We start from the raw sequence: 22845 nt of genomic DNA on the forward strand, positions 1-22845 counted from the left end.
GCGACGGTCACGCCGGTGTGCGTCCGGCGCGGATGGTACGGCGAATTCAATCAGCGTCCGCCGATGCTGCGGCTTCGGGTAACGGGCCGACCCATGCGGTTCGCGAAGTTACGTTGGAAGCTGGCCAGCGATTGCGGGCTGGAGTCGAAGCGCCAATTGCGGGAACCCGTTTCGTTGAAGAAACAGATGGTCGTGAGCCTCGGCAGATCGTCGCCGATCGCGAACAGGTCGGTCCACCACTGCGCCTTGCTGTGCGAGTCGTAGACCGGTGGGTTGATGTCCTTCGGGTCGCCGGCGTCCACACACCCGGTCTCGCCCACCCAGACACCCGCGTCGCGGCGCAGCGCGCCGACGCGGTCGTAGGCATTCGCCGTCGTGCCGGTCTTGCCGGCGAGCGTCTGCAGCGGACTCAACCACTGCCCGCTCAGTCCGTTGTAGCTGTCGTAACCGACGACATCGACATACGCACTGCCCGGGTAGAACGTCTCCAGCGGGTACGGCGTTCTGACCGGCACGTCGTTGACATTGGGACAGAAGTACCAGCGGATATTGATCGCGCGCTTGTTGGCCCGCTGCCGGGCGACCAGGTAGCGCCAGACCTGCGCGAACTGGGCCGGCGAGGTGCACTGGCTGCTCGCCACGGCCCCGGTGTACAGCGGGCTCCACGGCGTGTAGGAGCCGTTCATCTCGTGGCCGAAGCGGATGTATACGGTGGTGGGGAATGCCGCGAGGAAATCGAACCAGCCGTCGATGTACCGGTCATAGCTGCCGGCCAGGATGTCGCTGAAGCGAAGTCCGACGGTTCTGGACGGCTGCCAGGCCAGCAGGATATCGTGCCCGGTATCCGACGCGGTCCGGATCTCGGAATGCGTGACCGTCGTGCTGTCGAATGAGATGAACGTCGAATAGACATTGAATGCGCGGCCGACCTGGCGCTCGAGGGTATCGAAGTTGTAGACATTCGACCGGGTCGGCGAATAGCAGCCGAATCGCCGGTTCACCATAGCGGTCATGTCAGCGCCTCCTGGTGCTCGTTCCGGTATCGCGTCGCCGAATCCAACTCCCTCCGCCGGCCGGGCGCGGGTGGTGTTCAGAGGTCCTGTTCCGATTCTCCAAACCGGCCGGTCAATCGTCATGTCGGACTTCCGACGCTGCGCTCGCCATTCGGCGAGATGGCACATCGCGACACGGTTTCGCAACGGCAAGACCGTCGCGAGCACGATCGCACGCGCGAACCAGACCGCCGGGAATGTGAATAGTGAAATGCGTTCACTAATACCCGCTGACCGGCGGCGGATGACGCCGGGCAACCGATAAATGCGATTGCCGGACCGGCCCGCGAGTCCGCTTGCACAATCGCGAAATACACCACAAAGTGGTTTTTACTCATCGGGCCCAATGAGTTCAGTCCATCGCTCGGCCAGGTCGACGGCGCACCGGCGAAGCCTGGCCCCGCCAATCCAACTCGCTCATGGAGTCCCGCATGCACATACGCCGCATCGTCACGGTCCTCGCGCTCGCCATGGTGGGCGTGGTTTCGGTGGCGAGTCCCGCCCTGGCCTGGGCCACCACGCTCTGCGTCTGTCCTAACGCGATCACGGCGCACGTCGGTGAGCAGTTCAACGTCACGCTCACCGCGACCAACCAGGACAACGCCGGACGCGTCTACCGCATCCACTCGACCGATCTGAGTTCCTACACCGACCTGGTCTCCTGCGCCGGCTCGCCGGTCGCCGTCACCGCCTCGACCTGCGCGTCGGACGGCGGCACCGGGTACCAGACCAAGGTGCCGATCTCCTCCGCCGCCAGCGGGGAGAACGTCACCTTCACCCTGCTGGCCACCGCCGTGCATTCCACCCAGACCGTCACCGCCGAGGTCGTGGTCGGCGGCATCGTCCAGGCGAGCGCCACCTTCACCATCACCGTGCTCGACGGCCGGGCCGACCTGAAGGTGAAGCCGGCCGACGCCCGGCGCGACGCCGGCAAGCTCGCGGTCACCTTCGTCGCCGAGAACCTCGGACCCTCCTCGGACCCGCACGCGAAGGTCACGGTGAGCGCCGATTCCTGGCTCGGCGGCGTGGTGCGCGTCAACGACACCGACGGGTTCGACTGTGACCACCACGGATCGGTGGCCACCTGCACGAAGGCGCCGATGGACGCGTCACACAGCGCCCGGTTCGAGGTCGACTACCAGCCGGGGCTGCTGCTCATCGGCACGTTCGGCATCTCCATCCAGATCGACGGCACGAACGATCCGGACCTGTCCAACAACCACCGGACGCTGCGCTGCACGTTCGTGACCGGCCTGCTCAGCGGCTGCGCGTAGCTCGTCGTAGCTTCAGTAGCGGACAACCGGGCCGGCCCACCACACCACGGCGGGCCGGCCCGGCGCGTCAGCCGAGCCCGACCATCCTTCCAAGAGAAACGCGCCAAGAGACACCCACCAAAAAATCCGCCAAAAAAATCCCACCGGGTGTCGAGACGGCGGTGTCCGCTCCGAGGTACCGGTAACCAAGGGCAACAATCAACCGGGAGGGTCGACCACTATGAAGTACATGCTGCTGGCGTACACGAGCCAGGTGTCCTGGGCCGAGGTGGATGTCACGAGCGCCGAGTTCCAGGCGGTGTGCCAGTTCTACGCGGACCTCGGCAAGGAGCTCACCGAGTCCGGTGAACTGGTGCTCACCGAGGGCCTGGCCGACCCGTCGCTGACCCGCACCCTGCGCAAACGGGAGGGCGACGTGGCGGCCAGCGACGGGCCGTACGCGGAGGCCAAGGAGGTGCTGGTCAGCTTCGCGATCGTGGACTGCGACAGCCACGACCGGGCCATGGCCATCGCCGCCCGGGTCGTCGACGCGGTCGGCGACACCGTCGAGGTGCGACCCATCATGAGCGGCATGCCCGGCATCCAGGAGTAGGCGCTGTCACCCGATCGGGGCGTCGAGGACCTGCTGCGCGAGCTGGCGCCGCGGGTCCTCGGCGCGCTGGTGCGCCGGTACGGGCACTTCGACGTCGCCGAGGACGCGGTGCAGGAGGCGCTGCTGGCCGCCGCGCTGCGGTGGCCCGCCGAGGGGGTACCCGAACAGCCCCCGTCCTGGCTGATCCGGGTCGCCTCCCGACGCATGATCGATCAGCTGCGCGGCGACCAGGCGCGCCGGGCCCGGGAGGCGCAGGCCGCCGGTCGCACCCCGGTCGACCAGTTCGTGACACCCGCTGCCGATGCCCGTCCGGCCGGAGACGACTCGCTCACGCTGCTGTTCCTGTGCTGCCATCCCGCGCTGCGGCCGCCGGTACAGGCCGCGCTGACCCTGCGCGCCGTCGGCGGCCTGTCCACCGCCGAGATCGCCCGCGCCTTCCTGGTGCCCGAGCCGACCATGGCCCAGCGCATCGCCCGCGCCAAGCAGCAGATCAGGGCGTCCGGGATGCCGTTCCAGCTGCCGCCCGCGCCCGACCGGGCCGGCCGCCTGGACGTGGTCCTCCAGGTGCTGTACCTCGTCTTCAACGAGGGGTACCTGAGCACGTCCGGATCGCGGCCGGACCGGGTGGAGCTGTCGACCGAGGCGATCCGGCTGGCCCGCCTGCTGCACCGGCTGGTACCCACGGCCGGGGAGGTCGCCGGGCTGCTGGCCCTCATGCTGCTCACCGACGCCCGGCGGCCGGCGCGCACCGGCCCGGACGGCGCGATGATTCCCATGGCCGAGCAGGATCGGCGGCGGTGGGACCGGGCCGCCATCGCCGAGGGCGTCGCGCTGGTCACCGAGGCGATGTCTCACGCGCCGCTCGGCCCGTACCAGCTTCAGGCGGCGATCGCCGCGCTGCACGGCGAGGCGGAGCGCGCTGAGGACACCGACTGGCCGCAGATCCTCGCCCTGTACGGCATGCTCGACCGGATGACCGGCAACCCCGTGGTGACGCTCAACCGCGCGGTGGCCGCCGCGATGGTGCACGGACCCCGGGCCGGGCTCGCGCTGCTGGAGCCGCTGGACGCCGACCAGCGCCTGACCCGCGGTCACCGGCTCGACGCGGTACGGGCGCACCTGCTGGAGCGCTCCGGTGACCATGAGGGCGCGCTCGCGCACTATCGGGCCGCCGCCCGGCGCGCCACCAGCGTGGCCGAGCGGCGATACCTCGCCACTCAGGCCGCCCGGCTCGCCGCCGACAACGCCGCCAACGAAACCGCCAGCACCGAAACCGCCGCCACCGAAACCGCCAGCACCGAGAACTCCGCCGCCGAGAACCCCGACGCCCGACCCGCGTCCGCGGAGGCGTAGGTCGCGGATGCGTAGGTCCGGTCAGCGCTGGAGCGGTCGCGGCGACCTGCGGCGGGTCAGCAGGAGCGCGAGCCCGCCCGCGACGACCAGGGCCGCACCGGCCGTGATCGGCAGCTCGATCGAGCTGCCGGTGACCGGAAGCGCACCCTCGGCTTCATAGTCGAACACCGTCGAGGCCTCGCCCGTCGGTGTGCTGACGAGAAGTTGGGTCTGTCCGGCCGCGCACGCCGGGGCGGTGAAGGTGAGGGTGTCTCCCGTCGAGTCGACCTGGACACTGGCCGGCGGGAGATCGATGTCGCAGATCCGGACGCCGGTCTGGCCCGGCGCGAACCCGACTCCGGTGACCGTGATGGTGAAGCCGCCCTGCGTCGACCCGGACTGCGGATCGATCGAGTTGATCCCCACTATCGGCGCGGGCTCGACCGACTGCGTGGGGACGGGGCCGGCCGGGACGGTCGGGTCGTCGGGTGCCGCGTTGGCGGGTGCCGCGCCGAGGCTCGCCAGGCCCGCGAGCGCGAGCGCCAGCAACGCCGTTGATGATGTCCGCCGAAGATGTCCCATGGTGTTCTCCCCCGTATGAGATCGAGCCAGACGTTGAGCGATCTCACCCATAATCCTGTGCTTGTTCCTACTATGCACCTTGTGAGCTGTATACGGGGATTGTCCGTACTTTGTCGGGCCGGCCGGTTGCCGGCCATCGGCGCCGCCTTGTTGGCCGTCGGCTGGTTGCCCCTGGCCGGCGCGGCGCCGGCCGTCGCCGAGGGCACCCGAGCGCCGGGGCTGTCGCTGACCAAGATCGCCATCCCGACCAGCGTGTCCACGGCCGGTCAGCAGGTCACCTACCAGTTCGTGGCGACCAACACCGGCGAGGTCACCCTGAGCGGGCTGACCGTGGCCGACACCGACTTCACCGGCACCGGCACCCCACCGGTCATCACCTGCCCGGACCCCACCCTCGCCCCGAGCGACCAGGTCACCTGCACCGGCACGTACAGCGTGACCCAGGACGACCTCGACGCCGGCACCGCCATCAGCGACACCGCCACCGCCACCGGCACCACGCCCGACGGCACCGCCACCACCTCGTCACCGTCCACCGCCACCGTCGACATCACCGCCGCCCCGTCGCTGAGCCTGGTCAAGTCCGCGATCCCTAGTACGGTGACCGCCGCCGGGCAGGTGATCACCTACTCGTTCCTGGTCATCAACAACGGCACCGTCACCGTCAGCGGCCTGGTCATCACCGAAACCGCGTTCAGCGGCACCGGCACCCCGCCGGCCGTCACCTGCCCGATCACCACGCTGGCCCCCGAGGCGTCGACCACCTGTGCCGGCACCTACACCGTCACCTCGGCCGACATCGCCGCCGGCGGTCTCACCAACACCGCCACCGCCACCGGCACCGGGGCCGACGGCACCGCCACCACCTCGCCGCCGTCCTTCGTCGTGGTGGACACCGACATCAGCCCGGGTCTGGCGCTCACCAAGCTCGCCGATCCGGCCATCGTGTCCGCGGCCGGGCAGCGGGTGACCTACCGGTACGTGGTGACCAACAGCGGCGACGGGATCCTGACCGGCGTGTTGGTCTTCGACAGCGCCTTCAGCGGCACCGGTACGCCGCCGGCCATCACCTGCCCCGACACCACCCTGGCCGCCGGCGAGCAGACCACCTGCACCGGCACGTACCTCGTCACGCAGGCGGACGTGGACGCCGGAGGCGTGACCAACACCGCCACCGCGAACGCGACCGTACCGGGCGACGGCTCGATCGCCACGCCGCCCTCGGACGCCGCCCTCGACATCACCGCCGCGCCGTCGCTGTCGCTGGTGAAGTCGGCGGAGCCGACCGCCGTCACCGCCGCCGGCCAGCAGGTCACCTACTCGTTCCGGGTGCTCAACAACGGCAACGTCACGCTCACCGGGGTGCGGGTCGCCGAGACCCTCTTCTCCGGTACGGGCCCGCAGCCGGCCATCGCCTGCCCCGCGACCGTCCTCGCGCCCGCCCAGGACATGACCTGCACCTCCCACTACCCGGTGACCAAGGCCGACCTCGACGCCCGCCGCATCTCCGACACCGCCGTCGTGACCGCCACCGATCCGTCCGGCGGTACGGTCACCTCGCCACCATCCACCGCGAGCGTCGCCGTCGGCTCCGGCTCCCTGCCGGTCACCGGCCGCAGCCTGACCCGGATCGTGGTGGCCGGCCTGGTCGCGGCGGGCGGCGGGCTGGTGCTCCTGGGGACCGCCTTCGCGCTGAACCGCAGGCGCACCCACTGACCGCGGCTCAGGACAGCAGCGCGCGCAACTCCCCGGCCAGGGCGACCGACGCCTCGATCTCCACCTTGCGGATCGACACGCTCTCCACGCTGAAACCGAACGGCATGCCCAGGCGGCGGCAGAACGCGATCAGTTCGCGGGCGTTGGCCAGGCACTGGTCGTACGACTCGGCCAGCGGGTCGGCGGCGTTGCGCAGCGCGTTCTCCAGCCACCGCGGCACGTCGACCCCCAGCCACTGCAGGAACGCCAGGGTCTTGACCGATCCGCACACCGACAGCGTGAACAGCACCGGGCGCACCGGAATCCCCTGGTCGCGGCAGGTGTAGAAGTAGTCCGACAGCACGCTCTTGGTCGCGTCGACGTTGTACGTCACCTGGGAGACGAAATATCCGCAGCCCTGGGCCTGCTTGGCCACCATCCGCAGGTGCTCGTCCCGGCGCTCGGTGATGGTCACCGCGCCGAGCAGGAGGTCGGGCCGGACCTCGCGGCGCAATTCCTGCGCCCGTGACAACGGGGTGTGCACGGTCTTGTGTCGCGAGGACGCACCCACGAACACGCTGAGGATCTGGTCGGGGTCCGCCGAGCGCAGCCAGTCGCGCAGCTCCGGCTCCGGGTACTTGCCCACGCACCGGTAAATGATCACGGGGCGATCCCACCGCTCGAGGTGCTCGGCGTGGAAGACGGCGGGGTCCACGCACGGCAGGTACGGGAACGGGCGCCGCACCGGATTGCGGTCGCTCTCGTCGTCGATGTCGTAGAGCACCAGACCGTCGAGGTTCAGCGGAGCCAGCCGCGCCACGGTGACGGCGGCGATCTCCCGCACCTGTTCGGCCGAGGCGCTCTGGCGGGGCGGCGTGATGCCGAACAGCAGCATGCCGCTGTGTGCGTCGGCCAGCATCGTCCGCAGGGGCGGCCGTCGGGCGGCCTGGCCGATTCCGCCCTCGGGTGCGACGGTCGAGGTTCCGCCATGCTCCACCATGACGTAGACCCTAACGAACGCGTCGAGCCACCGGCTCGCCGCCGCGATGGCCGCGCTACGAGGGCCGCGCTACGAGGGCCGCGGTGCGATCGCCGCAGTGCGATCGCCGCGGTGAGCGGAGTCGGTGGTCGCGAACGGCGCCGGTCCCCGGTCCGGTACCGAGCGGACCGACCGCACGGCACCCGGTGGGGGCGGCGCCGGGGAAGCCCCGATTTCACCGTTACGCGGGGCCGGTCCCGAACGATGTCGATACGTGGCCGCCGTTGCGATCGTTTCGCCCCCGTACCGGGCGCGGTATCGCCCCTGGTCAGCCGGGTGCGCGGCGGTCGGACCGCAGCTAAGCAGGATATTTACGATTTACCCCTAGCATCGCCTCCGGTGGTGACATGACCGGCATATGCCTGTAACGTGTGCCCCCGTGCCGGCGTGGATCATGCGGCCACCCCGTTCGCACGGTCGTCGGACCACGCCCGACCGGGCACGAACGGGGCCGCGAATCAGACCGGCCGTGTCGGGCGCACGCGCGGGTGCCCGGCGTCTGCCGAACCGAACACCGGCGAAGACGATCGGAGCGTCGTGAGCGTGCAACCTGATTCCGATGACGGGCATCGGCCGGCAGAGTCGAGCCGGCGCGGCGGTCAGCAGACATCCATCAAGCGGCGCGTCGTCCGGCTCGTGCTCATCCCCAGTGTGGTGGCCGTGGTGCTGTGGCTGGCGGCGTCCGGGTACCTGGTCTTCTCGGGCTTCTACGACCGCGAGGTGGCCAGCACGGTCCGGCAGGTCTCGATCCCGGCGGTCACCGGCCTGTCCTCGATTCAGCAGGAGCGGCGGCTGAGCGTCGCGTACCTCGCCAAGCCCTCGGTAGGCATGCAGGGCCTGATAGACCAGCGGCGGCAGACCGACCAGCGGCTGTCCACGCTGCGTACCGTGGCCAACTCGGCGCTGTCGCTGGCCCCCGCGTCCATCAAGACCCGGTGGAAGACGCTGACCCAGCACCTGGACCAGCTTCCCGGGATCCGCAGCAAGATTGACTCCGGTACCGCCGACCGGCAGCAGGTCTACGACTTCTACAACGGCCTGCTCGACTCGGCGACCGACCTGTTCGACACCCAGGCCCGGGTGGTACCCGACGCCACCGCCGCCCAGGGCGGCATCTCGGCGACCGAGATCTTCCGCGCCACCGACCAGATGTCGCGCGCCGGCTCGCTCGTCACCGGCGCCTTCGGCTCGCACACCCTCAGCGAGGGCGACTACCTCCAGTTCGTCGGCCTGGTCGGGGCCTACCACGCCGAACTGACCGACGTCGCACCGCACCTGCGGCCGGACGTGCGCCGGCGGTACGCGCAGACCATCGCGGGCGACCCGTGGAAGCGGCTGGTCAACGCGGAGAACGCGGTCATCGACGGCGGCCGGTGGTCCGGCACGGTGCCGGCGGACCTGGAGGTCGACGCGGCCAGCTGGGACACGCTGACCACCCAGGTCTCCGTCGCCCTCGTCGACCTGACCGTCGCGCAGGCCGACGAGGTGTCCGCCCAGGCACTGCACACCGGCGACAACCAGTTGCTCACCGCGCTGCTGGGCAGCCTGGTCGCGCTGGCCATCGCGGTGGGCGCGATCGTGTGGGCGCTGCGCCAGTCGCAGGTACTGGTCGATCGCGCGCTGTCCGTGCGCCTGGCTCAGCTGGGCCGGGACGCGGCAGCGGTGGTGGACCAGCGGCTGCCGGAGATGATGGCCCGGCTGCGCCGGCGCGAGAAGGCCGACCCCGCCATCGAACTGCCCACCCAGGACTACGGCAGCGACGAAATCGGTCAGCTCGCCGCCGTGCTGAACCGGTCGCTGCAGCGGGCCGTCGGCGCGGCGGCCGACGAGGCCACCACCCGGGCCGCCGGCCTGGCGATGCTGATGGGCGTCGCGCGCCGGCCACAGCGCCCGCTCCAGCACGGTCTGCAGGTCATCGAGAACCTGCAGACCGCGATCGGCGACGAGCGGGTGCTGGCGCAGCTGTTCGACGTCAACCACCAACTCGCCCAGGCCCGGCGGTTCCTGGAGAACCTCATCATCCTCGCCGGAGGGCAGACCGGCCGGCGCTTCCACAAGCCGGTCGGGCTGCGGCGGGTGCTGCTGGCCACCATGGGCGAGACCCAGCAGTACCAGCGCATCACCCTGCGCCCCACCGTGGACGTGGCGCTCGTCGGCAGCGCGGTCGCCGGTACCACCCACCTGCTCGCCGAGCTGTTCGACAACGCTCTCGCGTTCTCGCCGCCCACCTCGACGGTGTGGGTCAACTGCACCCGGGCCACCCGGGGAGTGGTGATCGAGATCGAGGACGCCGGGGTGGGCATGCTGCCCGACGACCTGGACCGCGCGAACGAGCTGCTGGCCACCGCGCCGACGCCCGACGTGGCGGCGCTGAAGGACGGCGCGCAGATCGGCCTGTGGGTGGTGGCGGAGCTGGCCAAGCGCGCCGGCATCCAGGTGACCCTGCGCACCTCCGCGTACGGCGGGCTGCTCGCGGTCGTGCTGCTGCCGGACCGGCTGATCGCCCCCGACTCGGACCCCGCGCCGGAGCCGGACCCGGAGCCGTCGCTGGCCGCCGCCGGAGCGCCGCTGGCCGGCGCCCAGCCGAGCGTTCCGCTGCTGCCGCCGCCCGGGTCGATGCTCGGCTTCGGCCAGCACGGGATGCGCCCCGTGTCGCCGCCGCCGGCTCCCGCCGGCCGGTCCGACACCAACGGCTCCACCCGGCCGATTCCCTTCGTCCAGATGAGCCAGGACGCTCGCGGCGATCGCCCGAACGGCACGGTGAACGGCCATCACCGGCACGGCGCCGCCGCCCCGGAGCCACCGCGACCCGCGCCCCCCGCCTACCGGGCCGGCGGCACCCCGCCCAGCCCCTCGCCCTCCCCCCGGCCGCGCCTGCCGGAGCGGCAGCCCCAGCAGCACCTCGCGCCGGAGCTGCGCGACCAGACCGACCCGGCGGCGCCGGACGAGCCGACCCGGTCACCGGAGGAGACCCGGTCCCGGTTCGCGCAGTACCAGAAGGGTTGGCAGGCGGGGCGATCAGGCAACGGCAACCCACCCACCGGCGATGACCAGAACGGGACCGCATGATGGACGCGCACAGTGATCTGACCTGGACCCTGGACGAGCTGGTGAAGGTCCCGGGCGTGCTACACGCCGTCGTCCTGTCCACCGACGGGCTGGTCATCCAGAAGTCGACGCTGCTGCCGCGGGACGCCGCCGAACTGCTCGCCGCCGCGGCCTCCTCGCTCTACAGCCTCGCCAGCGGCATCGGTAGACAGTTCAGCAGCGGGCCGGTCGAGCAGATCATCACCGAGTACCACGACCAGAGCCTGTTCGTGGCGGCAGCCGGGCGCAACGGCCGGCTGGCCGTGCTGTGCGACCAGGCCGTCGACATGGGGACGGTGGCGTACGAGATGAGTCGCCTGGTGACCCGCATCGGTCAGTACCTCGGCTCCGACGCGCGCGTCGGGGCCCCGACACCCAACGGTCCGTGAGGCACCGCCGATGAGTCGTGACGCATGGTACGGCGACGACGACGGGGGCTCGGGGCGGTTCGTGCCGCTGTACGTGCTCGTCAACGGGCGCACCCGGACCCGCAACGCCGGCCTGGATCTGGCCACCCAGGTGGTCGCGCTGGGCGCGAACCCGCAGGCGCTGGAGGCGGAGTACCAGGCGGTCGTGCGGCGCTGCCGGACCTGGACCTCGGTCGCGGAGATAGCCGCTCACCTTCGCTACCCGCTCACCGCGACGAAGCTGTTCGTCGACGTCCTGCTCGAACAGGGATTCCTGGCCGTCGGGTCGCCGGCCGAGGAGACGTCCACGGACCTCGAAGTCCTCGAGAAGATTCTGGTCCGGCTGCAGGAACTATAGACAACAGGGGACTGATAAGCATTGAAATCAGTCAAGGTCGTTGTAGCGGGCGGCTTCGGCACCGGCAAGACGACGTTGGTGTCGGCGGTCAGCGAGATAGCCCCCTTGACCACGGAGGAGGTGTTGACTCAGGCCAGCGTCGGGGTGGACGACCTGGCCGGGGTGAAGGACAAGACCACCACCACGGTGGCGGTGGACTTCGGACGCATCACCGTCAACGAGGACATCGTCCTGTACATGTTCGGCACCCCCGGACAGGACCGGTTCTGGTTCATGTGGGACGAGTTGGCCCGGGGCGCGATCGGCGCGATCGTGCTGGTCGACACCAGGCGTCTGGACAGCAGCTTCGCCGCCATCGACTATTTCGAACGGCGCCGAATCCCGTTCGTCGTCGCCTCCAACATGTTCTTCGGCGAGCGCCTGTACAGCGAGGATGAGATCCGCGGCGCGCTGCGGCTGAACCCGGCCACCCCGCTGGTGTGGTGCGACGCCCGGGAACGCGACTCCAGCAAGCAGGCCCTGATCAGGCTGATCCGGCACACGATGTCCCAACTGCCGACGCAGGCCCCCTCCGGCAGGTAACAGGACCCGACCAGGCCCCCCGACACCCCGAGTGGAGACCGTGAGTGGAGACAAACCTGGACCCCGCCTTGTCTCTTTCCGAGCTTCTCGATCGTCAGCTGGTGTATCTGTGCGAGCTCGTCGACACGGACTCCCGACCGGCCCGGGCCCTGCTGACCGACCTGCTCGGGCCCTCCGCGCTGCGCCCGCTGTCCCGGCCGCCGGCCTGGCCGTCCAGCGTGGCCGACGACGGTACGCCGGTCGAATTCTCCATCGCCTTCAACGAAAACGAGCGCCCCACCCTGCGAGTCCTCGGCGAGGCACTGGCCCCGGTGCCGAGCGGGGCGGCGAACCTGTCCGCCGCGCGGCGGTTCGTTCGGGCGCGGGCCGCCGAGTTCGGCCTTCCGTTGTCCCGGTTCGAGCGGGTCCACGAGGTGTTCGCCGCGGCCGACCCGCCCAATGGTTTCGGGATCTGGCAGTCCCTGGCGTTCGGGCCCGGCCGGCGGCCCGAGTTCAAGGTGTACTTCAATCCGGAGATCCGGGGAGTCGACGAGGCGCCGGGCCTGGTGACCGAGGCCATGGAGCGGCTCGGCCTGGGCCCGTCGTGCCGGGCGGTGCGCCAGCGCGCGACCCGACCCGGCGAACTGGGGCGGCTGGACCGGCTGGCGTTCTTCGCGCTCGACCTGCATGACGGGCCGCACGCCCGGGTGAAGGTCTACCTGAGCCACCACGACGCGCAGGCGCGGGATGTCGTGGCCGCCGCTGGCGCGGTCGACGGTATCGACCCGGACGAGGTCGCCGAATTCTGCGCGCTGGCCGGCGGCGGGACGGAGACGTTCGCCCGCCGGCCGCTGGTGGGCAGCTACACCTTCCTCGGCGGGGCGCGGGGACCGGCCGGGTACAGCGTCTACGTCCCGATCCGCAGCTACGTCGACCACGACGCCGAGGCGTACGACCGGGTCAGCGCGCTGCTGTCCCGGTACGGGTTCGACGCTTCGGTGCTCGAACGGGCGATTGCCGGGCTGACCCGCCGGCCGCTGCACGCCGGTGTCGGGCTGATCGCGCACGTTTCGCTGCGGCTGGGGCCGCCCCGACCGGGCGTGACCGTCTATCTGTCCACCGAGGCGTACCGGGTCTTCCCGCCGCGCCGCCCGATGGCGGTCGGCGAACCGGGACGCGGCGAGCCTCGGCCGTTGTGCGCGAACAGATCGGAGAGTGAGTGATGGTCCGGGAATTTGAGCCGGTGCTGCCGCCCTACCGGATCAAGGTGGTCGAACCGATCGCGTTCCTGGACGCGAAACAGCGACGGGAGGCGATCGAGGCGGCCGGGTACAACCCGTTCAACCTCCGCGCCGACCAGATCACCATCGACCTGCTGTCCGACTCCGGCACCGGCGCCACGTCCGACGCCCAGGAGGGGGCCGCGGCGCTGGGCGACGAGTCCTACGCGGGTGCGCGCTCCTGGTTCCGCTTCCACGACGAGGTGACCGACCTCACCGGGTACCCGTTCATTCTGCCGGTGCACCAGGGCCGCGCCGGCGAACGGGTGCTGTTCGGCAGCCTGCTCAAGCCCGGCCAGATCTGCTTGAGCAACACCCACTTCGACACCACCCACGCCAACGTCGAACTGGTCGGCGCGCAGGCGCGTGACCTGCCCTGCCCCGAGGCGGCCGACCTCGACAGCGCGGAGCCGTTCAAGGGCAACATCGACCTGGCGGCGTTGGAGCGCGCCCTGGCGGGGCCGAACGGCGGCCGGGTCGGGCTGGTCCTGATGACCATCACCAACAACGGCCTCGGCGCGCAGCCGGTGTCCATGGCCAACCTGCGGGCCACGAGCGAGCTGTGCCGCCGCCACCGGGTGCCGTTCTTCCTCGACGCGGCACGGTTCGCCGAGAACGCGTGGCTGGTGCACACGCGCGAGCCGGAGTACCGGGACTGGACGCCCCGGCGCATCGCCACGGCGGCGTTCCAGTACGCCGACGGGTGCGTGGTGAGCCTGAAGAAGGATGGGCTGTCGGCGGTCGGCGGGTTCATCGGCCTGCGCGACCGGCAACTGCACGCGGCGTGCGAGGCGAACCTCATCGCCACCGAGGGCTTCTCCACCTACGGCGGACTTGCCGGCCACGACCTGGAGCGACTGGCCCGGGGCCTGCGTGAGGTGGTCGATCCCGCGTACCTGCGGGCACGCGCCGCGTCCACCGCGCGGCTGGCGCGGCTCATCAACGAGGCCGGGGTGGACACCGTACAACCGGCCGGCATCCACGCCCTGTACCTCAACGCCGGCCGGCTGCTGCCGCACCTGTCCCCGGAGCGGTTTCCGGGCCACTCACTCGGGTGCCAGCTCTACCTCGACGGCGGCATCCGGTGCGCCGAACTCGGGTCGCTCTACCTGGGCACCCTGGACGACGAGCACCGGCTGGTCACGCCCGCGCCGTTCGAACTGGTGCGGCTGGCCATCCCGCGCCGGGTGTACACCGACACCCACCTCGAGTACGTCGCGGCCACGCTCGCCGACATCGCCAAGGACCCGGAACGGGTCACCGGGTACCGCATCGTGTCGGCGCCGCCCCTGCTGCGCCATTTCAAGGTACGGCTGGAACCGGTGAGCGCCGGGACGTGACCCGATCCCCGACGGCCAGCCCGGCTCACGCGTCCGGATCCTCGTGGGTGAACCGCCGGATCAGCTCGGCCAGCTTCTTCGGCTGGTCCAGCGGTATGAGCGTGTAGCTGTCGTCCACCACGGCGTAGCGGCCACGCGGGAACAGGCCGGCCAGCCGCTCGCCGTGCTCGAAGGGCATCACCCGGTCGTCGCCCGCCCAGACCACCAGGGCGAGGCGGGTGAACTCCGGCAGCCAGCCGGCCGAGTCGCGCAGCAGGTCCGGCCGCGCCGCCGCGGCGCGCAGCAGCCGCACGGTGTCCCGGCGGATCTCGGGCTGGGTCAGGATCGGCCGCATCCACCGGGCGGTGTCGAGGTCTCCACGCCTGGTCAGCCACCCGAACGCGATAGGCAGCCGGCGCACCGCCCGCAGCCGCATCTGCTGCATGAACAGCCCGAACGCCCAGGGCGACAGCTTGCCTGTGAGCATGAGCGTCCGGCCGGTGAGCCCCGGCGGGAAGTTGTCGAACGCCTCGCACGAGACCAGCGCGATCCGGTCGACCCGGGCGGCGCCTTCGCGGATGAGCAGTTGGACCAGCGCCCCGCCGGTGTCGTTGCCGACGAGCGTGACGTCGCGCAGGTCGAGGCGCTCGAGGAACTCCGCGACCAGCCGGGCGATGCCGGGCAGGGACAGGTCGGCGTCGGCGTTGACCGCGCGACGGTGCGCGCCCATCGGCAGCGTCGGCACGACGCACCGGTGATCGCGGGACAGCTCGCCGCTCGTCCCGTGCCAGAGCGAGGAGTCCATCAGCAGCCCGTGCAGCAGCACGACGGTGGGGCCGGGACCCTCGCCGTTGTCCTCATATTCGATCGGCCCGGCCGACAGCTCAACGACCTTCCGCATGCTCCGCCCCCCACGTGGATCGGACTCGCCCGCCGAGGCAAGTGAACCATGCGGTTCGCATTCGTGTCCATCGAGCGCGCGGCCCGATCCGGCTACCCCTCCGCGGCCTCCTCGCGCTCCAACGCGCGGACCAGGGCATCGAGCCCGGCCTCGATCCCCTCGGTCTCGCCGGTGGTCCGCCAATCCACCAGGAAGCCCCGCATGGTCGCCAGGATCAGCTCCGCGACCTCCAACTTGCGCCGGTCGGACCAGCCCGGCGGACAGATCGCCAGCAGCGGGGGAAGGTACTGCCGCGAGCCCTCCCGGGCCAGCCGCGCGTAGCGCGCCGGGTCGTACATCATCAGGCCGACGCCCTGGTCGATGGCGCGCAGCCCCAACTCGTCGCTCATCAGCACGGGCCAGATCGCGCGCACCCTGGCGGCCAGCGTCGAATGCCCTCGGGCCGTCGCGGCCAGCCCGTTGTCGATGCGCCGCTCCCGCAGCCGGAACATCGCCTGGCCGAGCAGGTCGTCGGCGCCGTCGAAGTAGTACAGCAGCACCTTGTGGGTGGTGTTGGCCGCCCGGGCGGCCCGGCGTAGCGAGAAGTCCACCAGGCCGTTGGCGGCGAGGTCATCGGTCACCCGCTCCAGCAGGTCCCGGCGCCTCGCCTCGCCTCGCGCCGACCCCGCCGAGCGCCGGTAACCGCGCGGCGCCTCCTCGCCGTCGGACGTCGACTCCATGCGCACCATCATGCCGGACCCCCCGCCCCGGACCCCTTCCCCGGGATCCCCGGACGCGGCTCCGGCGCGACGTCAGCGCCAGACGCGGCTCCGGCGCGACGTCGGCGCCAGACGCGGCTCCGGCGCGACGTCGGCGCCGACCCGGCCCCGGCGTGACGCCGGCCCTCGCGCCGCTCGTGGCGCTGGAGTGGCGGACGCCGGTTCGGGGTGGCCGCCGTTCCCCGAATCTGTTCCCGATAATTTCCGAAAAATTTCGAGGATCCGCGCCCGAGCCACGCCCCGATCTCGCCCGGCCGGCCCGCGCCGGTACGGCACCGGGTACCCCGGCGCCCCGCTCAGGTCACCGCCCGCCCGGCCGCGAAATCCCCGTTCGACCAGGGATCATCCGGCGACCGGCCGCCTACGCGCGCGGCCCGGTCCGCCGGCCGTCACGGCATCCGGGGAATCGAAATATTGCGGTCGCTACAGAGAAATGTTTCTATATAGACGGCGGTCTGCCGGGGCGACGGCGGCGCGTGGAGGGCAACCACGCGAGCCGCCGGTCCGGGCCCGTTTCGACGGACCGTCCCACCCCCACCGGCGATCCGGCCCCAGCGCCAGATCGGCCGGCAGCACCGCAACCGATGTGTGGGCGCGCCACGACCGCTGTGTGCCGCGTCGTGCCGCGTCGGGGCTCCGTCGCCGCCCCGCGCCCATCGGCTGCCGTGCGCGGCAGCGTCCCACTGCGGAAAGGACAACCATGAAGAGAACCCTGAAGGCCCTGGCGGCCGCGGCGGTGATGCCCATAGTCGCCGCGGCCGTGCTCCTGGGCGCCAGACCGGCGGCCGCGGCCTCGCTCACGCAGGTCACCAACTTCGGCACCAACCCCAGCAACCTCAACATGTACATCTACGTGCCGAACAACGTCGCACCCCGCCCCGCGCTGCTGGTCGCCATCCACTACTGCACCGGCACCGCCTCGGCCCTGTACAGCGGCTACTTCCACGACTACGTGACGGCGGCCGACCAGTACGGGTACATCATCGTGTTCCCCGAGGCCACCCGCAGCGGCCAGTGCTTCGACGTGTACTCGCCGCAGGCGCTGACCCGGGGTGGCGGCAGCGACCCGGTCGGCATCATGTCGATGGTCAACTACACGAAGTCGAGGTACAACGTCGACCCCAGCCGGGTCTTCGTCAGCGGCGTGTCCTCCGGCGCGATGATGACCGACGTGATGGCCGCCGAGTACCCGGACGTGTTCAAGGCCGGCGCCGCTTTCATGGGCGTACCGGCCGGGTGCTTCGCGACCGGCAGCAGCACGAACACCTGGAACAGCCAGTGCTCCGGTGGTCAGACCATCAAGACCGCCCAGCAGTGGGGCGACCTGGCCCGCTCGATGGATCCCGGCTACAGCGGCGCGTACCCGCGCATGCAGCTGTGGCACGGCACCGCGGACACCACGCTGAACTACAACAACTTCGGCGAAGAGATCAAACAGTGGACCAACCTCAACGGGGTCAGCCAGACCCCGGTGTCCACCGACTCGCCGCAGTCCGGCTGGACCCGCACCCGGTACGGCACCAACAGCACCATGGCGCCGGTGGAGGGGATCAGCGTCGCGGGCGCCGGTCACGAACTGCCCAGGAGCGGCATGGTGGCGTACGCCATCAGCTTCCTCGGCCTGAACAGCAACAGTGGGCCCACCTCGCCGCCGACCACCCCACCCACCACTCCCCCGACGACCCCGCCGACGTCCCGGCCGCCCACCTCTCCCCCGCCCAACTCTCCCCCGCCCAGCAGCCCCACCCCGCCACCGACCGGCGGCTGCACCGCCACCTACAGCGTGGTCAGCCAGTGGCCGGGCGGCTTCCAGGCCAATATCAACGTCCAGAACGGTTCCGCCGCGCGTAGCTCGTGGCAGGTGTCCTGGACGTTCCCCAGCGGCCAGGCCATCACCCAGCTCTGGAACGCCAGCTACACCCAGAGCGGTTCGAGCGTGACCGCCCGCAACCTCAGCTACAACGGCACCCTCGGTGCCAACGCCAGCACCAGCTTCGGCTTCACCGGCAGCTGGAACGGCAGCAACGGCAACCCGACCATGTCCTGTCAGTGAGTGCGCGCGGGATCCGGCGTCCTGCCGGATCCCGCCGCCCCCGGCCAACACCGTGGCCCCGCCGCTGCGAGGATGGCGCGATGATCGCAGCGGAACTGGTCGGGCTGTGGGACAGCCGCCCGTACGACTACGGGTCGATGGAGTCGTACTCGTTGGCGTTCCGTGCCGACGGCAACGGCTGGAGCACGTACGAGAACGCCGCCGGGGGCATATCCGTCGGCCGGTTCACCTGGACCTGCCCGGAGGTCGGCGTTGTCGAGGTCCGGTACAGCACGACCATCTCCGGCTCGTGGGAGCCTGGCCGCGCGGGGCTCGCGACGATCGATGAGCGGGGACCGGACGACACGGTGGTGCTCACCGGATACTCCATCGGTGAAGACCTCACGCCCATGGCGACGGAGCCCTTCACCGCCCTGCACCTCGAGCACCCCATCGAGTTCGGCCGGAACTTCGGGCTCGTCCGGCGCGACATCCACGACGAGGACGGTCCGGCTTTCGGGATCGGCGACGCGTGACGCCCGCGCCGGCCACGCGGATGGTGACCGCCCTCGCCGCGCCCTGCTGCGCGGCCACCGTTTCCCTGGGAGGTCGCCTTCACCGCGTCGATGACCTACCGCGGTGGCTGGCCAGCGCGGTCGAGACTCTGGCGCGGGCGAGACTCTGGCGCGGGCGAGACTCTGGCGCGGGCGAAACCGTGACGCCCCGGAGGGGGCGGGGCGCCACGGCAGCTCGTCGCCGAAGGGTCAGGCCTTCGCCCGCATGCTCGACCGGGCCGGATTGCCCTGCCCGGCGGCCTTCGGGTCCTTCTCCCCCTGCTCCTGCTTGGCGCGCACCTGCGCCTCGACCTGGTCGCCGAGGTCCTTGTCGACGTTGCGCCAGTATTCAAACGCGCGCACGAGAACCGGCTCGCTCACCCCGTTGAGTAGGTGACCGGCGATGTTGCTCACCAGTCGCCGGCGGGCCGCGTCGTCGAGCACCTCGCGCACCAGGGTGCCGGCCTGGCCCCAGTCGTCGTCATCCGGACGCAGGGTGTACGCGGCGCGAACCATCTCCCCGTCCGCGTACCAGTGGCCCCCGTCGTCGGTCAGCTCCGCCTGAGCCTTCGGCCCACCGTAGGAGTTGGGCGCGTAGACCGGGTCGGTGACGTTCTGCACGCGCATCGCGCCGTCCTTGGCGTAGCTGTTCACCTCCACCCGTGGCCGGTTCACCGGGATCTGCCGGTAGTTCACGCCCAGCCGAGCCCGGTGCGCGTCGCTGTAGCTGAATCCCCGGGCGAGCAGCATCTTGTCCGGCGACAATCCGGTGCCGGGCACCAGGTTGTTGGGTTCGAACGCGGCCTGCTCCATCTCGGTGTGGTAGTCGGTGACGTTGCGGTTAAGGGTGAGCCGGCCCACTTCCCGTAGCGGGTAGTCGCCGTGCGGCCACACCTTGGTCAGGTCGAAGGGGTTGAACCGGTACGCCTTCGCGTCCTCGAACGGCATGATCTGCATGTGCAGCGTCCAGCTGGGGAAGTCCCCGGCCTCGATGTGCTCGTAGAGGTCACGCTGGTGGTAGTCGGTGTCGACGGCGGCCATCTGGTCGCCCTCGTCCTGCGTGAAGAACTCGACGCCCTGGTCGGTCCTGAAGTGGTACTTCACCCAGAACCGCTCGCCCCCCGCGTTGATCCACATGTAGGTGTGGCTCGAGTAGCCGTTCATGTGCCGCCAGGTGCGCGGGATCCCCCGATCGCCCATCAACCACGTCACCTGGTGGGCCGACTCTGGCGAGAGGGTCCAGAAGTCCCACTGCATGTCGTGGTCCCGCAGGTTGTTCGCGGCGCGGCGCTTCTGCGAGCGGATGAAGTGCTGGAACTTCATCGGATCCCGGATGAAGAACACCGGTGTGTTGTTCCCGACGACGTCGAGATTGCCCTCGCTGGTGTAGAACTTGACCGCGAACCCACGGGGGTCGCGCCAGGTGTCCGGGCTGCCCCGCTCGCCCGCGACCGTCGAGAACCGGATGAGGACGTCGGTCTGCGTACCGGGCGCGAACACCGCCGCCCGGGTGAAGTCGCTGACGTCCTGCGTGACCCGGAACACACCGAACGCGCCGCCACCCTTCGCGTGCGGTTGCCGCTCCGGAATGCGTTCGCGGTTGAAGGTGGCCATCTGCTCGATCAGGTAGTGGTCCTGCAGCAGTAACGGGCCGTTGGGGCCGATGGACAGCGAGTGCTCATCGCTGGCGACGGGCATCCCCGCATCCGTGGTTGTCGGCCGACGTTGTTGCGCGCTCACGGCGAACTCCCTCCCTCGGATCACGAGTTCGTTCCCGCCACGCGGGTGCCGCGAAACCCCCGAAGTCCGTTCTTGTCGTCACTACCCCGACGACGGCAGACTCCGGCCGAGCCCGCCAGAGGACGAGCCGCCCGAGGACGAGCCCGACGGGAGCCGCGTCCGCCGGAGGACGAGCCCGGCGGAGGACGTTGTCCGTTTTCCGCCAGCCCCGGCCCCGACCGGCGAAGATGCTTGGAAGGTACGACAAGATATCCGCGACGGAAGGAACGCTCGTGTCGCATCGGGTACACACCGCGATAGACAGTCCGCTGGGGACGCTGACCATGGTCGCCGCCGACGGCGCGCTCGCCGGCCTGTACATGCAGCGGCACCGTCACCAGCCGCCGCCCGAAACGTTCGGGGAGCGCGACCCCGCGCCGTTCGCCCGGGTCATCGAGCAGCTCACCGAGTACTTCGACGGGGCGCGCACCACGTTCGACCTGCCGCTGGCGGAGCAGGGCACGCCGTTTCAGCGCGTAGTCTGGGCGGCGCTGGGCGACATCCCGTACGGCGAAACGGTCTCCTACGGTCAGCTCGCCGAGCGGATCGGCCGGCCGACCGCGTCACGGGCCGTCGGCCTGGCCAACGGCAAGAATCCCGTGAGCATCATCGTGCCGTGCCACCGCGTCGTCGGGGCGGGCGGCGACCTGACCGGCTACGGCGGCGGCATCGAGCGCAAGCGGTACCTGCTCGACTTCGAGCGGGGCCGGGACTGCGCCCCCGCCGGCTACGACGCCGCGCCGGCGCGGGTGGGCTGACCGGCGTCCGTGGCACCGGCCGCGCCGGCCGCCGGTACCCGCCGGGCCAGCGGCGCCAGGGCGAGGAGCAGGAGCAGCCCGCCGAGCGGCAGCAGGTCCAGTTCGGCCGAGATCGCGGCGAACCCGGCGGCCGCCAGTACCGGACTCCACCAGCGCAGCCGGCGCGGCCGCAGGGCGGCGAGCTGGATGCTCAGCGTGAGCAGGCCGATCATCAGGAACACCGGCCCCAACGTGGACAGCGCCGAGGTGAGCCCCTTGGGCAGGCCGCCGGGGAACGAGTCGTAGTGCGGGTACAGGCGGTTCATCGCCGGGCGGTCGGCGGAGCGCAGGCCGACGATCAGGTCGACCGCAATGCCGCGGATGAACGCGATGAGCCCCACCACGCCGACCGCCACCGCCCCCGCCGCGATGCCCCGCGCGGCCCGGCCACCCGGCAGCGCGGCGCGCATGGCGAACAGGACGGCGACGAACAGCAGCATCGACGCCAGGAACAGCAGGTGCCCGATGGTCCAGGCCGGCCCCGGGCCATGGCTGCCGTCCAGGCCGTCGATCAGATGGGCGACGCCGTAGCCCAGCAGCAACAGGGGCGCGCCCAGGTAGGCGATTCTGGTCACTGGAAAGCCTTTCCGTCCTCGAATGGTCGAACCCGATCCTGCGGGTTCGCCGGGCCGGAAGGCATCGCCGGTGCGAGGGAGCTTTAGCGGGCCGCTCCCTCGCGCGACCGAGCTGCCGCGCTCAGGCCACCGGGCCGCCCGGCGTGATCAGGCCCGTCTCGTACGCGACGATGACCGCCTGCACCCGGTCGCGCAGGCCCAGCTTGGTCAGCACGTTGCTGACGTGCGTCTTGACCGTGTGCTCGCTGACCGTCAGTGCGGCGGCGAGCTCCGCGTTGGACAGTCCGCGCCCGAGCAGCCGCAGGGTCTCCCGCTCGCGGCCGGTCAGCACGTCCAGCCGCCGCGCCGGGCCGCTGCCCTCGCGCGGCCGGTGCCGGATCAGGTCGGCGATCAGCCGCGTGGTGACCGTCGGGGCCAGCAGCGACTCGCCGGCCGCCACCACCCGTACGGCGTGCACGAGGTCGTCCCGGCGCACGCTTTTCAGCAGGAACCCGCTGGCCCCGGCGTAGAGCGCGTCGTAGACATACTCGTCGCGGTCGTAGGTGGTCAGCATGATGACCCGGCACTCGGTCCGGGCGCAGATCAGCCGGGCGGCCTCGATCCCGTCCATCGCCGGCATCCGGACGTCGAGCAGGGCGACCTCGGGGCGATGCCGGCGGACGGCCTCGACCGCCTCGGTGCCGTCCGCCGCCTCGGCCACCACGGCGATGTCCGGCTGCGCGCCGAGGATCATCGCTATGCCGTCCCGCACCAGTTCCTGATCGTCGGCGAGCAGCACCCGGATCCCGGCGCTCACGCGGGCTCACCCGCCGGCTCGGCGCCGGGCACCGCGAACACCGCCGGCCGTGCGCCGGGCTCCGCGCGGACCGCC

At 71.0% G+C, this 22845-nt stretch carries 21 protein-coding genes; 13 read left to right on the top strand and 8 right to left on the bottom strand.

Annotated features, from left to right (window positions below; translation table 11 throughout):
- Positions 1-50: 50 nt before the first annotated feature.
- The gene (locus tag ABEA87_RS28780) at positions 51-1013 is read right to left on the bottom strand and encodes a glycoside hydrolase family 26 protein (RefSeq protein ID WP_345634869.1); all 963 of its coding nucleotides are present in this window, start codon (positions 1011-1013) and stop codon (positions 51-53) included.
- Between the two features lie 470 nt (positions 1014-1483).
- Between ABEA87_RS28780 and ABEA87_RS28785 the strand changes: the two genes are divergently transcribed.
- The 3 genes from ABEA87_RS28785 (at position 1484) to ABEA87_RS28795 (ending at position 4271) form a co-directional block, all read left to right on the top strand.
- Positions 1484-2326 (top strand): hypothetical protein, encoded by an 843-nt coding sequence (locus ABEA87_RS28785; RefSeq protein WP_345634871.1) that lies wholly within the window; start codon positions 1484-1486, stop codon positions 2324-2326.
- 220 nt (positions 2327-2546) lie between these two features.
- On the top strand, positions 2547-2918 hold the full coding sequence (locus tag ABEA87_RS28790) for a YciI family protein (protein WP_345634873.1): 372 nt from the start codon (positions 2547-2549) through the stop codon (positions 2916-2918).
- 3 nt (positions 2919-2921) lie between these two features.
- A complete protein-coding gene (locus ABEA87_RS28795; protein WP_425570972.1) occupies positions 2922-4271 on the top strand; it encodes an RNA polymerase sigma factor in 1350 nt (449 codons plus the stop codon).
- A 21-nt stretch (positions 4272-4292) separates the two neighbouring features.
- On the opposite strand, the gene ABEA87_RS28800 is transcribed toward ABEA87_RS28795, so the two are convergent.
- Entirely contained in the window at positions 4293-4832 is a 540-nt protein-coding gene (locus tag ABEA87_RS28800) for an IPT/TIG domain-containing protein (protein ID WP_345634877.1), read from the bottom strand.
- Positions 4833-4913: 81 nt separating this feature from the next.
- Between ABEA87_RS28800 and ABEA87_RS28805 the strand changes: the two genes are divergently transcribed.
- Positions 4914-6548, top strand: coding sequence for a DUF7507 domain-containing protein (locus ABEA87_RS28805; RefSeq protein WP_345634878.1), 1635 nt, complete (start codon positions 4914-4916; stop codon positions 6546-6548).
- 7 nt (positions 6549-6555) lie between these two features.
- Here the strand turns inward: ABEA87_RS28805 and ABEA87_RS28810 are convergent, their stop codons facing one another.
- Positions 6556-7527, bottom strand: coding sequence for a methylenetetrahydrofolate reductase (locus ABEA87_RS28810; RefSeq protein WP_345634880.1), 972 nt, complete (start codon positions 7525-7527; stop codon positions 6556-6558).
- Between the two features lie 582 nt (positions 7528-8109).
- On the opposite strand from ABEA87_RS28810, the gene ABEA87_RS28815 reads away from it, so the two are divergent.
- From ABEA87_RS28815 to ABEA87_RS28840, 6 genes are read left to right on the top strand one after another with little or no spacing between them, the layout of a single operon-like run.
- A complete protein-coding gene (locus ABEA87_RS28815) occupies positions 8110-10635 on the top strand; it encodes a sensor histidine kinase (RefSeq protein WP_345634882.1) in 2526 nt (841 codons plus the stop codon).
- A complete protein-coding gene (locus ABEA87_RS28820; protein WP_345634884.1) occupies positions 10635-11042 on the top strand; it encodes a roadblock/LC7 domain-containing protein in 408 nt (135 codons plus the stop codon). The genes ABEA87_RS28815 and ABEA87_RS28820 overlap by 1 nt, the downstream gene beginning before the upstream one ends.
- Positions 11043-11052: 10 nt before the next feature.
- Complete coding sequence (locus ABEA87_RS28825; protein WP_345634885.1) at positions 11053-11418, top strand: DUF742 domain-containing protein; 366 nt, start codon at positions 11053-11055, stop codon at positions 11416-11418.
- A 21-nt stretch (positions 11419-11439) separates the two neighbouring features.
- Positions 11440-12000: a GTP-binding protein gene (locus ABEA87_RS28830; RefSeq protein WP_345634886.1), complete on the top strand. Its 561-nt coding sequence runs from the start codon at positions 11440-11442 to the stop codon at positions 11998-12000.
- Between the two features lie 44 nt (positions 12001-12044).
- A complete protein-coding gene (locus tag ABEA87_RS28835; protein ID WP_345634888.1) occupies positions 12045-13202 on the top strand; it encodes a tryptophan dimethylallyltransferase family protein in 1158 nt (385 codons plus the stop codon).
- The gene (locus tag ABEA87_RS28840) at positions 13202-14599 is read left to right on the top strand and encodes a tryptophanase (RefSeq protein WP_345634890.1); all 1398 of its coding nucleotides are present in this window, start codon (positions 13202-13204) and stop codon (positions 14597-14599) included. Before ABEA87_RS28835 ends, ABEA87_RS28840 begins: the two co-directional genes overlap by 1 nt.
- Positions 14600-14624: 25 nt before the next feature.
- Here ABEA87_RS28840 and ABEA87_RS28845 read toward each other — a convergent pair whose 3' ends face one another.
- Both ABEA87_RS28845 and ABEA87_RS28850 read right to left on the bottom strand, forming a co-directional pair.
- Positions 14625-15479, bottom strand: a complete 855-nt coding sequence (locus tag ABEA87_RS28845) for an alpha/beta fold hydrolase (protein WP_345634892.1) — start codon at positions 15477-15479, stop codon at positions 14625-14627.
- Positions 15480-15571: 92 nt separating this feature from the next.
- On the bottom strand, positions 15572-16198 hold the full coding sequence (locus ABEA87_RS28850) for a hypothetical protein (RefSeq protein WP_345634894.1): 627 nt from the start codon (positions 16196-16198) through the stop codon (positions 15572-15574).
- Positions 16199-16937: 739 nt separating this feature from the next.
- Between ABEA87_RS28850 and ABEA87_RS28855 the strand changes: the two genes are divergently transcribed.
- Entirely contained in the window at positions 16938-18290 is a 1353-nt protein-coding gene (locus ABEA87_RS28855; RefSeq protein WP_345634896.1) for an extracellular catalytic domain type 1 short-chain-length polyhydroxyalkanoate depolymerase, read from the top strand.
- An 80-nt stretch (positions 18291-18370) separates the two neighbouring features.
- Positions 18371-18805: a hypothetical protein gene (locus tag ABEA87_RS28860; RefSeq protein ID WP_345634898.1), complete on the top strand. Its 435-nt coding sequence runs from the start codon at positions 18371-18373 to the stop codon at positions 18803-18805.
- Positions 18806-19033: 228 nt separating this feature from the next.
- On the opposite strand, the gene ABEA87_RS28865 is transcribed toward ABEA87_RS28860, so the two are convergent.
- On the bottom strand, positions 19034-20587 hold the full coding sequence (locus ABEA87_RS28865; RefSeq protein ID WP_345634900.1) for a catalase: 1554 nt from the start codon (positions 20585-20587) through the stop codon (positions 19034-19036).
- A 248-nt stretch (positions 20588-20835) separates the two neighbouring features.
- Between ABEA87_RS28865 and ABEA87_RS28870 the strand changes: the two genes are divergently transcribed.
- Positions 20836-21360 carry a methylated-DNA--[protein]-cysteine S-methyltransferase gene (locus ABEA87_RS28870; protein WP_345634902.1) on the top strand — a complete coding sequence of 175 codons (525 nt, stop codon included), beginning with the start codon at positions 20836-20838 and terminating at the stop codon, positions 21358-21360.
- Here the strand turns inward: ABEA87_RS28870 and ABEA87_RS28875 are convergent.
- Both ABEA87_RS28875 and ABEA87_RS28880 read right to left on the bottom strand, forming a co-directional pair.
- A complete protein-coding gene (locus ABEA87_RS28875) occupies positions 21330-21974 on the bottom strand; it encodes a hypothetical protein (RefSeq protein WP_345634903.1) in 645 nt (214 codons plus the stop codon). The two genes, ABEA87_RS28870 and ABEA87_RS28875, sit on opposite strands and share 31 nt — an antisense overlap.
- Positions 21975-22095: 121 nt before the next feature.
- Positions 22096-22770 (bottom strand): response regulator transcription factor, encoded by a 675-nt coding sequence (locus tag ABEA87_RS28880; RefSeq protein ID WP_345634905.1) that lies wholly within the window; start codon positions 22768-22770, stop codon positions 22096-22098.
- Between the last annotated feature and the right edge of the window lie 75 nt (positions 22771-22845).

The sequence above is a fragment of the Rugosimonospora acidiphila genome (assembly GCF_039543385.1).
GTDB lineage: Bacteria > Actinomycetota > Actinomycetes > Mycobacteriales > Micromonosporaceae > Rugosimonospora > Rugosimonospora acidiphila.

What these genes read in the sequence shown, in the direction of transcription:
- ABEA87_RS28810 (WP_345634880.1), bottom strand. Translation starts at nt 7,527, where the DNA reads ATGGTGGAGCATGGCGGAACCTCGACCGTCGCACCCGAGGGCGGAATC.
- ABEA87_RS28840 (WP_345634890.1), top strand. Translation starts at nt 13,202, where the DNA reads ATGGTCCGGGAATTTGAGCCGGTGCTGCCGCCCTACCGGATCAAGGTG.
- ABEA87_RS28860 (WP_345634898.1), top strand. Translation starts at nt 18,371, where the DNA reads ATGATCGCAGCGGAACTGGTCGGGCTGTGGGACAGCCGCCCGTACGAC.
- ABEA87_RS28855 (WP_345634896.1), top strand. Translation starts at nt 16,938, where the DNA reads ATGAAGAGAACCCTGAAGGCCCTGGCGGCCGCGGCGGTGATGCCCATA.
- ABEA87_RS28825 (WP_345634885.1), top strand. Translation starts at nt 11,053, where the DNA reads ATGAGTCGTGACGCATGGTACGGCGACGACGACGGGGGCTCGGGGCGG.
- ABEA87_RS28845 (WP_345634892.1), bottom strand. Translation starts at nt 15,479, where the DNA reads ATGCGGAAGGTCGTTGAGCTGTCGGCCGGGCCGATCGAATATGAGGAC.
- ABEA87_RS28800 (WP_345634877.1), bottom strand. Translation starts at nt 4,832, where the DNA reads ATGGGACATCTTCGGCGGACATCATCAACGGCGTTGCTGGCGCTCGCG.
- ABEA87_RS28790 (WP_345634873.1), top strand. Translation starts at nt 2,547, where the DNA reads ATGAAGTACATGCTGCTGGCGTACACGAGCCAGGTGTCCTGGGCCGAG.
- ABEA87_RS28820 (WP_345634884.1), top strand. Translation starts at nt 10,635, where the DNA reads ATGGACGCGCACAGTGATCTGACCTGGACCCTGGACGAGCTGGTGAAG.
- ABEA87_RS28780 (WP_345634869.1), bottom strand. Translation starts at nt 1,013, where the DNA reads ATGACCGCTATGGTGAACCGGCGATTCGGCTGCTATTCGCCGACCCGG.
- ABEA87_RS28785 (WP_345634871.1), top strand. Translation starts at nt 1,484, where the DNA reads ATGCACATACGCCGCATCGTCACGGTCCTCGCGCTCGCCATGGTGGGC.
- ABEA87_RS28850 (WP_345634894.1), bottom strand. Translation starts at nt 16,198, where the DNA reads ATGGAGTCGACGTCCGACGGCGAGGAGGCGCCGCGCGGTTACCGGCGC.